This is a genomic window from Bacillus sp. FSL K6-3154 (genome assembly GCF_040869395.1).
Lineage (GTDB): Bacteria > Bacillota > Bacilli > Bacillales > Bacillaceae > Bacillus > Bacillus safensis.
This window is the reverse complement of sequence record NZ_CP152033.1, coordinates 103583-115618: the sequence shown is the minus strand read 5'-3', so window position 1 is coordinate 115618 and position 12036 is coordinate 103583. Positions and strand designations below refer to the sequence as shown.

General features: G+C 42.4%; 15 protein-coding genes. 14 read left to right on the top strand and 1 reads right to left on the bottom strand.

The genetic code is table 11. The features are described from left to right. Positions 1-10: 10 nt before the first annotated feature. From MHH61_RS00665 to lysA, 13 genes are all read left to right on the top strand, one after another. Complete coding sequence (locus MHH61_RS00665; protein ID WP_125587276.1) at positions 11-823, top strand: purine-nucleoside phosphorylase; 813 nt, start codon at positions 11-13, stop codon at positions 821-823. Between the two features lie 126 nt (positions 824-949). Further along, a complete protein-coding gene (locus MHH61_RS00660) occupies positions 950-2137 on the top strand; it encodes a D-alanyl-D-alanine carboxypeptidase family protein (RefSeq protein ID WP_024428060.1) in 1188 nt (395 codons plus the stop codon). A 161-nt stretch (positions 2138-2298) separates the two neighbouring features. Then, on the top strand, positions 2299-2652 hold the full coding sequence (gene spoIIAA, locus MHH61_RS00655) for an anti-sigma F factor antagonist (RefSeq protein ID WP_024422866.1): 354 nt from the start codon (positions 2299-2301) through the stop codon (positions 2650-2652). Further along, entirely contained in the window at positions 2649-3089 is a 441-nt protein-coding gene (gene spoIIAB, locus MHH61_RS00650; protein WP_024422865.1) for an anti-sigma F factor, read from the top strand. Before spoIIAA ends, spoIIAB begins: the two co-directional genes overlap by 4 nt. Positions 3090-3102: 13 nt before the next feature. Then, complete coding sequence (gene sigF / locus MHH61_RS00645) at positions 3103-3870, top strand: RNA polymerase sporulation sigma factor SigF (RefSeq protein ID WP_024422864.1); 768 nt, start codon at positions 3103-3105, stop codon at positions 3868-3870. 114 nt (positions 3871-3984) lie between these two features. After that, positions 3985-4605 carry a stage V sporulation protein AA gene (locus MHH61_RS00640; RefSeq protein ID WP_024422863.1) on the top strand — a complete coding sequence of 207 codons (621 nt, stop codon included), beginning with the start codon at positions 3985-3987 and terminating at the stop codon, positions 4603-4605. Beyond that, entirely contained in the window at positions 4595-5011 is a 417-nt protein-coding gene (locus MHH61_RS00635; RefSeq protein WP_024422862.1) for a stage V sporulation protein AB, read from the top strand. Before MHH61_RS00640 ends, MHH61_RS00635 begins: the two co-directional genes overlap by 11 nt. Before the next feature lie 20 nt (positions 5012-5031). Further along, complete coding sequence (gene spoVAC / locus MHH61_RS00630) at positions 5032-5484, top strand: stage V sporulation protein AC (RefSeq protein ID WP_024422861.1); 453 nt, start codon at positions 5032-5034, stop codon at positions 5482-5484. Positions 5485-5496: 12 nt separating this feature from the next. Beyond that, positions 5497-6513 carry a stage V sporulation protein AD gene (gene spoVAD / locus MHH61_RS00625; protein WP_056767201.1) on the top strand — a complete coding sequence of 339 codons (1017 nt, stop codon included), beginning with the start codon at positions 5497-5499 and terminating at the stop codon, positions 6511-6513. Beyond that, a complete protein-coding gene (spoVAE, locus tag MHH61_RS00620) occupies positions 6513-6863 on the top strand; it encodes a stage V sporulation protein AE (protein WP_007501045.1) in 351 nt (116 codons plus the stop codon). The genes spoVAD and spoVAE overlap by 1 nt, the downstream gene beginning before the upstream one ends. 6 nt (positions 6864-6869) lie before the next feature. Beyond that, a complete protein-coding gene (locus tag MHH61_RS00615) occupies positions 6870-7478 on the top strand; it encodes a stage V sporulation protein AE (RefSeq protein WP_024422859.1) in 609 nt (202 codons plus the stop codon). Beyond that, entirely contained in the window at positions 7423-8904 is a 1482-nt protein-coding gene (locus tag MHH61_RS00610) for a spore germination protein (RefSeq protein WP_024428063.1), read from the top strand. The genes MHH61_RS00615 and MHH61_RS00610 overlap by 56 nt, the downstream gene beginning before the upstream one ends. A 115-nt stretch (positions 8905-9019) precedes the next feature. After that, a complete protein-coding gene (lysA, locus tag MHH61_RS00605; protein ID WP_125587307.1) occupies positions 9020-10345 on the top strand; it encodes a diaminopimelate decarboxylase in 1326 nt (441 codons plus the stop codon). A gap of 39 nt (positions 10346-10384) precedes the next feature. Here the strand turns inward: lysA and MHH61_RS00600 are convergent, their stop codons facing one another. Next, on the bottom strand, positions 10385-11269 hold the full coding sequence (locus tag MHH61_RS00600; protein WP_024422856.1) for a DUF1002 domain-containing protein: 885 nt from the start codon (positions 11267-11269) through the stop codon (positions 10385-10387). 322 nt (positions 11270-11591) lie between these two features. Here MHH61_RS00600 and MHH61_RS00595 point away from each other — a divergent pair, with 322 nt between their 5' ends. Next, positions 11592-12029 (top strand): peptidylprolyl isomerase, encoded by a 438-nt coding sequence (locus MHH61_RS00595; RefSeq protein WP_008359679.1) that lies wholly within the window; start codon positions 11592-11594, stop codon positions 12027-12029. The last annotated feature ends 7 nt before the right edge of the window (positions 12030-12036 follow it).

Here is a 12036-nt window from a genome sequence, read left to right as displayed (position 1 = left end):
GGGAAATCTCGTGAGAGCACAGTTTTCAGAAGCGGCGGCATACATTAAACAAGCATCGACATATGTACCAACAGTTGGATTGATTTTAGGATCAGGGCTTGGCATTTTAGCAGATGAGATTGAAAATCCAATCAAAATAAAATATGAAGATATTCCTGGATTCCCTGTTTCAACAGTAGAGGGACATGCAGGGCAGCTCGTGATCGGAACGCTGAAAGGCACTGTCGTTTGCGCGATGCAAGGACGTTTTCATTTCTATGAAGGATATGATATGAAGCAAGTGACGTTTCCTGTCCGAGTAATGAAAGAAATTGGCATTGACACATGCATTGTCACAAATGCAGCCGGCGGTGTGAATACGTCATTCCGTCCAGGAGATCTCATGCTGATCACAGATCATATCAATATGATGGGAACCAATCCATTAATTGGCCCAAATGACAGTCAAGGCGTTCGTTTCCCTGATATGTCTGCACCGTACGATAAAGAATTGCTGGCACTTGCAGAAGAAACAGCCCAGCGTTTAGGCATATCTGTACAGCAAGGGGTTTATGCAGGGATGACAGGCCCTTCATATGAAACACCTGCTGAAGTTCGTTTCTTAAGAACACTTGGAGCAGATGCTGTTGGCATGTCGACAGTTCCAGAAGTGATTGTTGCGCGTCATGCAGGAATGAAAGTGCTTGGCATTTCATGCATTTCCAATGCGGCATCTGGTATTTTGGATCAGCCGCTGTCTCATGATGAAGTGATCGAAGTAACGGAAAAAGTGAAAGCAAGTTTTCTTGATTTAGTAAAAGACATTGTCAAACAACTTTCATAGCATGTGTCTAGAAGCCTTCTGCTACCCGAGCAGAAGGCTTTTTTTATTTGCAATCATACGATCTCTGAATAAAACAGCCTGTATGAGGAAAAAATAGAAAGGATTACGATAATGGAGGTCTGCCACTTGAAACGTCATATATGTGCATTGTTTATTTTAATGATCCTTATCTCAATGGTTTCACCATCAGCGATAGCAAAAGAAAAGATTGAAAAACCAGGAGAAAAACAAACATCAGAATTGGCACACGAAGCCAAATCAGCGATCTTAATAGAACGTGACACGGGAAAGGTGCTTTACAACAAAAACAGCGATGAAAAGCTTGCACCCGCAAGTATGACCAAAATCATGACGATGCTTCTCATCATGGAAGCCATTGATCAGGGTAAACTGAAAATGACAGACAAGGTCAGAACGAGCGACTATGCAGCGTCCATGGGAGGGTCGCAAATCTTCCTTGAACCAGGAGAAGAAATGACCGTGAAAGAAATGCTGAAAGGCATTGCGATTGCTTCAGGAAATGATGCTTCAGTTGCCATGGCAGAGCATATTGCAGGATCTGAAGAACAGTTCGTAGAGCAGATGAACAAAAGGGCGAAAGAGCTTGGCCTCACCTCAACAGTCTTTCAAAACCCAACAGGACTTCCTGAAAAAGACCATTACAGCACAGCTCACGATATGGCAATAATGGCAAAAGAGCTGTTGAAATACGAACAAATCACCAAATTCACAGGTGTCTACGAAGACTATCTCCGGCAAAACACAGATAAAAAATTCTGGCTTGTCAACACAAACCGTCTAATTAAATTTTATCCAGGGGTCGATGGGGTGAAAACAGGTTTTACAGGTGAAGCGAAATACTGTTTAACTGCATCTGCTAAAAAAGGTAACATGCGCGTCATTGCGGTTGTCTTTGGCGCAAGCACGCCGAAAGACAGAAACGCTCAGGTAGTCAAAATGTTAGACTACGCATTTAGTCAATATACGACTCACCCGCTTTACAAACGAGGGCAAGATGTGGCGGAGGTCAAAGTGAGCAAAGGGAAAAAGAAAAACATTCAGCTCGTTACTTCTGAACCGATCTCCCTTTTAACGAAAAAAGGCGAAAATGTGGATCAGATCAAAAAAGAAATCAAATTGTCTCATGATGTCAAGGCTCCATTTTCAAAAGGAACGGAACTTGGTACGATCGTCTTGAAAAAAGATGGAAAAGTGCTGCATGAAAGCCCTGTAGAAGCAAAAGAAGGAATGGAAAAGGCAAGCGTTTGGACTTTCTTCAAACGGGCGATGGCTGATTTTGTAAAATGGAAATAAAAGGCGAAAGGCTGCTGTAATTGGCAGTCTTTTTGCTATGAGGAAAAAGAAAAGAACATCTAAATGTGACGAATGGTCACTAGTTTTGTCATGGTGAAGGATTTACTTTATATAAAAGAGAAACACTCTTTATCCGAAATTAGAGCAAGGAGGAATAAAAAATGAGCCTTGGTATTGATTTTCAAGTAAAAGAGAGCGTACTTTGCATTCGGTTAACAGGAGAGCTCGATCATCACTCCGCAGAAACATTGAGACAAAAGGTGACGAATTATTTGGAAACAGAGGACATTCGCCACATTGTGCTGAATCTGGCTGATTTATCGTTTATGGACAGCTCTGGACTCGGAGTGATTTTAGGAAGATATAAAGAAATTAAGCAGCTTGGCGGGGAAATGGTCGTCTGTGCCATCTCGCCAGCAGTGAACCGGTTATTTGATATGTCTGGCTTGTTTAAAATTATTCGGATGGAGCCTTCTGAGCAAACGGCTTTGCAAACATTGGGGGTGGCATCATGAGAAATGAAATGAACCTGACTTTTTCGGCATTAAGCCAAAATGAATCGTTTGCGAGGGTGACAGTCGCGGCATTTATCGCTCAGCTTGATCCGACTTTAGATGAATTAACAGAAATCAAGACCGTCGTATCTGAGGCAGTGACAAACTCAATCATTCATGGCTATGATGGGAATCCAGATGGCAAGGTGCACATCCATGTCACACTAGATGATCATGTCGTTTACCTCACCATCCGTGATGAAGGAATGGGTATTACCGATCTTGAGGAAGCAAGACAGCCGCTTTTCACCACAAAACCAGACTTAGAGCGCTCTGGAATGGGCTTTACCATCATGGAGAATTTTATGGATGATGTCATGGTGGACTCATCTCCAGAAATGGGCACGACCATCCGTTTAACAAAGCATCTATCAAAAAGCAAAGCGCTTTGTAATTAAAGGAGCTGCTCATATGGATGTGGAGGTAAAAAAGCAAGCTAAAAAAGCCCAGCTGTCAAATGATGAAGTCAAAGAGCTCATCAAAAAAAGCCAAGACGGTGATCAGCAAGCAAGAGACCTCCTCGTAGAAAAAAACATGCGTCTTGTTTGGTCCGTTGTTCAGCGCTTTTTAAATAGGGGATATGAACCAGATGATCTATTTCAGATTGGCTGTATTGGACTGCTGAAATCTGTTGATAAATTTGATTTGTCATATGATGTAAAGTTTTCAACGTACGCCGTCCCCATGATCATTGGTGAAATTCAGCGATTTATTCGGGATGATGGAACGGTCAAAGTCAGCCGTTCATTAAAGGAACTCGGAAATAAAATTCGGCGGGCAAGGGATGAATTGTCTAAGTCTCATGGAAGAATGCCGACCGTTCAGGAAATTGCCGAATACCTTGATATCACACCAGAGGATGTTGTTCTCGCCCAAGAAGCAGTGCGCTCGCCATCATCCATTCATGAAACGGTGTATGAAAATGATGGGGATCCGATTACATTGCTTGATCAAATTGCCGATCATTCTGAGGAAAGATGGTTTGACAAAATCGCACTGAAAGAAGCGATCAAGGAATTAGAAGAACGGGAAAAACTTATTGTGTATTTAAGGTATTATAAAGACCAGACACAATCTGAGGTTGCAGAGAGACTTGGCATTTCACAAGTACAAGTCTCACGGCTTGAAAAGAAAATTTTAAAACAAATCCAAATGCAAATGGATCAAAAAGACAGCTAGCCGATTAGGCTGGCTTTTTTTGTGTGGTAATTACCGGTAAATCAAGTTCTATCAGTATGAGAACCATTTTTCACCACATACTATTTTTAACCCATCGTATAGGAAGTGACTTGGATGGACGGACAAATCTTTATTCGGCTGCGCCATCGAATCAAGACCGGTATTGATCAGCTCATTTATTTAGAGGATATCGCCCAAATCACTGGTGATGAGTTTGCTGTGCAAAAGCTTAGTAAAATGCCGGTGTATCATGTCAGCAAAAAGGATCGTCACATCGCCGTTCTTGATATCATGCATGTCGTCAAAACGATCAAAAAAACGTGGCCAGATATCGACATTCAAACCGTTGGCGGCTCTGAGGCCATTGTTGAAATTGATACAGGCAAACGCCAGCTTTCTCCCGTTTTATTTGTGTTTGTATGGCTCCTATTATTTGTTGGAGCGGCGCTTGCCATTATGAATTTCCACGAGGATGTCAGTATGCGGCTCGTTCATATCCGCCTATATGAAATGATCACAGGGAAAACGGTTGAGCATCCGTATTTATTACAAATTCCATATAGCTTTGGACTCGGTTTTGGCATGATTTTGTTTTTCAATCATGTATTTAAAAAGCGTTTAAATGAAGAACCAAGTCCGCTCGAAGTGGAAATGTTTAAATATCAGCTCGATCTCGATCATTATGTCGCACTCAATGAAAATAAAGAAACATTGAAGGATATCCATGATCGGTAAGTGGCTTTTTGTCGTACTCGTTGGACTTGGCGGCGGTTTAACGGTCGGAGCAGGATTTGTGGCTTTTCTTACAGTGCTTGGCATTATTCCCCGCTTAATGCAATTAACCAAAACGCAGCGCTTCATACAAGGGTACGAGGCGGCTGTTATTAGCGGGGCGGTTGTTGGCGGCTGGGCCACCTTAAGTCAAATACATCTTCATTTAACCAAATGGCTGGCGATGCCGGTCGGTCTTTTATCAGGCATCTTCGTCGGCATGCTTGCAGCTGCACTCACTGAAGTATTAAATGTACTTCCTATATTAACGAAAAGAATTGGAATGGACGGGAAAATTGTTTTGCTGCTCATGGCCATCGTCTTAGGAAAGGTATTTGGTTCACTATTTCATTGGCTTATTTATATTTAATCAATTGGAGGGAACAACACGTGTCGAGTTTAAAAGAGAACTATCCATCTAAGGTGAAAACGTATCAGCCCAAACCTCCTTATGTCCTCAACTGCATTAAGGCGTTTTTAGTTGGCGGTTTAATCTGTCTGATAGGTGAGGGGCTGCAACATTTCTATATCCACTTTTTTGATTTTAACGAAAAGACAGCAGGGAACCCGACAGTGGCGACCCTCATTTTAATTTCTTCTCTATTAACGGGTATCGGTATTTACGATAGAATCGGCCAGTTTGCTGGAGCCGGATCAGCTGTCCCGGTGACAGGCTTTGCTAACAGTATGACAAGTGCTGCCCTTGAGCATAAAAGTGAAGGGCTTGTTTTAGGTGTTGCCACAAATATGTTTAAACTCGCTGGGAACGTCATTGTATTTGGTGTCGTTTCGGCATATGTCGTAGGGATCATTCGATACGTCTTGGAAAAGATGTTTTCGTAGGAGGAATGAAAGGTGAAACTAACAGGTAAACAATCTTGGGTATTTGAGCACAAGCTTTATGTCAATGCAGAAGGAACTGCTGCAGGACCGAAAGAAAAAGAAGGCCCGATTGGTCATTTAATTGATAAAACGTACGATGAAATGCACTGTGATCAAAAGAACTGGGAAATGGCTGAAAGGAAGCTCATGGATGATGCGATATCAACCGCTTTATCAAAAGCAAATTTGCAAAAAAGCGATATTGATCTTTTGCTGGCTGGAGATTTACTCAACCAGAACGTCACAGCAAACTATGTGGCAAGAGAGCTGAAGATCCCGTTTCTCTGCTTGTTTGGGGCATGCTCGACTTCAATGGAATCGGTCGCCATTGCGTCAGCACTCATTGATGGCGGCTTTGCAAATAGAGCCATCGCAGCAACAAGCAGTCACAATGCGACTGCAGAACGCCAATTTCGTAATCCGACAGAATACGGGGGACAAAAGCCAGATACAGCAACAAGTACAGTAACTGGTGGTGGAGCCGTTATTATCAGCCAAGAACCCTCTCAAATTCAAATTACGAGCGCAACGGTAGGCAGGGTCATGGATCTTGGCATTACAGATCCATTTGATATGGGATCGGCCATGGCACCAGCAGCGGCAGACACCATCAAGCAGCATTTAGAAGACTTAGGCAGAACAGTAGATGATTACGATTTGATTTTAACTGGAGATTTATCAGGCATTGGTTCACCGATCTTAAAGGATCTCTTGAAAGAAGAAGGCATTCAGCTTGGGCGAAAGCACGATGATTGCGGTTTAATCATCTATACACCCGACCAAAACGTATTCGCTGGAGGCAGCGGCTGTGCTTGTTCAGCTGTTGTGACATTTAGTCATATTTTTAAGGAAATGAAAGCAGGGAATCTGCAAAGAGTACTCGTTGTGGCAACCGGGGCGTTACTCAGCCCAATGATGGTTCAGCAAAAAGAGACCATTCCAACCATTGCGCACGGTGTCGTATTTGAGCGTGCAGGAGGAGAGAGCTAATGGATTATCTTATCGCTTTTGTGGCAGGCGGACTTATTTGCGTCATTGGCCAGCTTTTGCTAGATGTACTCAAACTCACGCCTGCACATGTCATGACTACTTTTGTTGTGGCAGGTACCATTTTAGACGGATTCGGTATTTATGATAAATTTATTGAATTTGCAGGCGCGGGCGCAACCGTACCAATTGTCAGCTTTGGTCATAGCTTGCTTCATGGGGCCATGCATCAGGCAGATGTGCACGGATTCATCGGCATCGGTATCGGTATCTTTGAATTAACCTCTGCTGGAATATCAGCTGCGATTTTATTTTCATTTATTATCGCACTTATCTTTAAACCGAAAGGATAACCGAATATGGGGCAAAGACGGAAAGTCATTTTAGTGACAGACGGAGATATATATGCTGCCAAAACCATTGAGCTTGCCGCTAAAAACGTTGGCGGACGATGTATTTCCAGCTCAAAAGGAAATCCAAGCAAACGGACAGGACCTGAACTTGTTCAGATGATTTTAAAAACGCCGTATGATCCAGTCTTTGTGATGTTCGATGATTCTGGACTGACAGGTGAAGGAACAGGCGAGACAGCGATGAAACATGTGGCGCGCCACCCTGAAATCGAAGTCATTGGAGCGATTGCAGTTGCATCCAAAACGCACCAAGCCGAATGGACTAAGGTCCATGTCTCCATTGACAGGGAAGGTGAACTGACAGAATACGGTGTCGACAAACACGGTCTTCCCGAAATGGAGCCCCATAAAATGAGCGGTGATACAGTGTATTGTCTTGACTCCCTCAATCTTCCGTTAGTTGTCGGTATTGGAGATATTGGCAAGATGGGACGGAAAGATGATCTGAGCAAGGGATCTCCAATCACGATGAAAGCAGTGGAATTAATATTAGAAAGGAGTGGTTTCCATGAAGAAAGACAAGGTAAACGTGTACCGAGACCCGAAGAAAAATGAAGATTACTTCAAGGAAAATGTCGGAATGGGTCTCAGCTTTGACCTTGGTGTTCGGAAAATTTATATACACGATCAGGAAATCCAGCTTTACTATGTAAACGGATTGTGTGATACACAGTATATTATCTACTTATTAAAAGAGCTAATCGAAATCAATGACAACGAACCTGAATCCGATGATCTTGCACATGTAGTCGAGAACCGCCTCGTCAATCAGCAGGTCTCCAAGGTAGAAACGCTGGATGAAGCAGTGGATCAAGTACTGTCTGGGCTTGTAGCAGTCGTTGTAGAAGGTGAAAATTACGCCTTTATCATTGATGTTAGAAGCTATCCTGGCAGAATGCCTGAGGAGCCGGATACAGAAAAGGTGGTCAGGGGAGCAAGGGACGGCTTTGTTGAGAATATTATTGTGAATACAGCGCTTATTCGAAGAAGAGTGCGGGATGAAAAGCTGAGATACAAAATGCTCAAAGTAGGCGAACGTTCAAAAGCGGATGTTTGTGTTTGCTATATTGAAGATATTGCAGACCCTGACTTAGTAGATATTATAGAAAAAGAAGTATCAGGAATCAAAGTCGATGGGCTGACGATGTCTGATAAAACGATTGAAGAATTTATAATTAAGCAAGGATATAATCCCTTTCCGCTAGTGCGTTATACCGAGCGTCCGGATGTTGCCGCTAACCACATATTAGAAGGGCATGTCATCATCATTACGGATACATCCCCTAGTGTCATCATTACACCAACCACTATTTTTCACCACGTTCAGCATGCAGAAGAATACCGCCAGGCGCCTGCCGTTGGTACGTTCCTAAGATGGGTACGCTTTTTAGGCATATTATGTTCTACCTTTCTTTTGCCGATTTGGTTTCTTTTTATTCTCGAACCAAATCTCCTGCCTGACAATTTAAGCTATATTGGGTTTAATAAACCTTCTCATATCCCTGTGATTCTCCAAGTATTTCTTGCTGATTTCGGGGTGGAGTTTTTAAGGATGGCAGCCATTCATACGCCAACCGCATTGTCAACCGCCATGGGGTTGATCGCGGCTGTTTTAATTGGACAAATCGCCATTGATGTCGGTTTATTTACACCAGAGGTCATCTTATACGTCTCGCTGGCAGCGATCGGTACCTTTACAACGCCAAGCTATGAGCTGAGTGTCGCCAATAAGATTGTAAGGCTCATCATTCTAGCACTAGTGGCAATTTTTAAGCTGAATGGACTCATCATTGGTTTTACGTTGTTAATCATTTATTTAACATCCATTCGTTCATTGCAGACACCTTATATGTGGCCGTTCATTCCTTTCAATGGAAAGGCTTTATGGCAAGTGCTGATTCGGACGTCTGTTCCTGGCTCAAAAGTAAGGCCGAGCATCGTTCACCCTCAAAACAGATCAAAAATTCCGCCAAATTCTTAACGCTCATTGAAAGTGGCTGAAGATTGTGATATTGTATTTTTAACTTTGAGACACGGCAAAAGGCAGCTCACGCAGCTGCCTTTTTTCAGCCGAAGTGGAGAAAGAGGGAATGACATTGTATTTACACGGCACTTGCAGACAAAATGAACTCGGTCATTTAGAAATTGGTGGTGTTGATGCTGTTTCTTTAGCTGAAACGTATGGGACACCACTTTATGTATATGATGTGGCTTTAATACGGGAGCGCGCAAAAAGCTTTCAAAAAGCATTTATAGAAGAAGAATTAACGGCACAGGTAGCATATGCGAGTAAAGCATTTTCCTCCATCGCCATGTTTCAGCTTGCCAAAGAAGAAGGATTATCTCTTGATGTCGTATCAGGCGGTGAGCTTCACACAGCCATTTGCGCTGGATTCCCAGTAGAAAAAATTCATTTCCATGGCAATAATAAAAGCAGAGAAGAATTAAAAATGGCTTTAGAGCATGGGATCGGCTGTATTGTTGTGGATAATTTCTATGAAATGAAGCTCATTGAACAGCTTGGTCAAGAGCTGTCAAAAAAAGTGAAAGTATTGCTCCGCATCACGCCTGGTGTCGAAGCGCATACGCATGATTACATTACGACAGGTCAAGAGGATTCAAAATTTGGCTTTGATCTTCACAATGGACAAGCAGATGAAGCGGTGAAACAAGTGCTTGGTTCAGAAGTGATCGAGCTTTTAGGTGTTCATTGTCATATCGGTTCACAAATTTTTGATACGGCTGGTTTTGTCCTTGCAGCAGATAAAATCTTTTTGAAGCTGGATGAATGGAGAAGATCATTTGGTTTTATTTCTACAGTATTAAACTTAGGCGGCGGCTTTGGGATTCGTTATACAGAAGAGGATGAACCACTTCCTGCGACAGAATATGTCGAAAAAATTATCCAAGCTGTGAAAGAGAACGTGGCCCGCTACCAGTTCGATATGCCAGAGATTTGGATAGAACCAGGCCGTTCTCTTGTTGGAGATGCAGGGACGACTCTTTATACGATCGGATCATCAAAACATGTACCTGGCATCCGTGATTATGTAGCGATAGATGGCGGAATGAGTGATAACATTCGTCCAGCTTTATATCAAGCGAAATATGAAGCCGCAAGTGCCAACAAAATGAGCCAAACGCATGATCAAACGGTTTCAATTGCCGGTAAATGCTGTGAAAGCGGAGATATGCTCATTTGGGATATCGATCTGCCAGAATTATCACAAGGGGATTTATTAGCTGTCTTTTGTACTGGAGCTTACGGCTATAGTATGTCAAACAACTATAACCGTATCCCGCGCCCAGCTGTTGTGTTTGTAGAAGACGGAGAAGCGCAGCTTGTGGTTGAGCGTGAAACATATGAGGACATTGTGAAACTTGATTTACCGTATCAATCAAAAGTGAAATCATCTACTTAAAAAAAGCCGCCTGGTGTTCAGGCAGCTTTTTTTCATGAATTATTTTCCTCCAGTGAATACAGAAACGATCGCATTCCAAATGGATACAAAGAAATCCCAAATCTTTTGAAGAAGGTTTTTCCCTTCATCCGATTCTATGAATTTAGTAATCTTGTCTTTTGCTTTATCAATTTGAGATCCTACTTGATTCCAATCGATATTGATGTTTTTCATTTTATCAAATAACGAGACAAGCTGATCTTTTTGATCCTGCGTCAGATTTAAGTTCAAATCAGAAGCAGCCTGATCCACTTTTTCTTCTACTTCTTTTGTGGTTTTAGGGACACCGTTTTTTGCAATGTCATCTTTGATTTTTGCAATAAGGGCAGAAGCGTTATCTTTCCCGATAGAGTCACCCAATTTAGAAGTTGTCACAAGCTCTTCGTTTGCCACCTGCTTCACATCTTCTGGAATGGCTTTGTCGCTTGACACCTCATACGCTTTTAGTAAGCCCGTCAGTGCGGCTGTACCAGATACTTCAAATGGAGCAGTCACGACAACCTTGGCATCTTTGACACCTGCTGTCATTAAAGCATTTAAATACATCTCATCTGTAATGGTCTTGATGTTGTGTGTATCCACAGTGAGACCTGTACCTGATTTTTCAATGGTGATCGATGAAGATGATAATGCTCTCGTCCCGATAGAAGAACGAGGGATGTATTTTCCTAAATATTCGTGCTCTTCTTTATTGGTTACTTCAATTTTTGTCGCATTTTCAGGTGGATTCAACTCGTCAAGCACCTTCTGGCGATCAGCCGGTGTTAAGTCTTGCCCGAGTGTGACGATGACATCGCCGACAGCTGCATCCGCTAAGCTGACTTTTGGCGCACCAATTAGGAAAAGGAGCGCTGCCATCATACCAAGCATCATTTTTTTAAACATGTTGACCTCCTTCAAGTCGAAAGCGTTCCCCTTTCAAGAGAAACTTTAGCTTTTGAGTACACGTAAAGTAGTGCACTCCATCATATAGACGTAACAAATTGGCTTGACGTTTCAATTTTCTTTTTAAGATGTGTTCCTGTTCCGATAAATGAAGACATGTCATTTAGTCAAATATCATTTTATTAGGAAAAAAGAATCAAGCAACCCTATTTTATCAATCATCAGTTAAGAGGTAAATGACAATCGAAGAGCAGGGGATGTTTAACATCACCGAAAATGTGCTATAATGAGCGTTGTTTAACCTGAAAGGAGAATGTGAAAAATGGCGAAAAAAGGATACATACAATTAACGAATGGAAAGAAAATTGAGTTTGAACTTTACCCAGAGGCTGCTCCAGGTACAGTAGCAAACTTTGAAAAATTAGCGAATGAAGGCTTCTACGATGGATTAAAATTCCACCGCGTGATCCCAGGCTTCGTCAGCCAAGGCGGCGACCCAAACGGTAATGGAACGGGTGGTCCTGGTTACACAATTAAATGTGAAACAGAAGGAAATCCACATCAGCACGAAAGAGGTTCATTATCAATGGCACATGCTGGTAAAGACACAGGCGGCAGCCAATTCTTTATCGTACATGACCCGCAGCCGCACTTAAACGGTGTTCACACTGTTTTTGGCAAGGTAACATCTGGTATCGAGGCTGTACTTGATATGGAGCAAGGGCAAGGCATGGAAAAAGTTGAAGTTGTAGATGCTTAATCTAAAA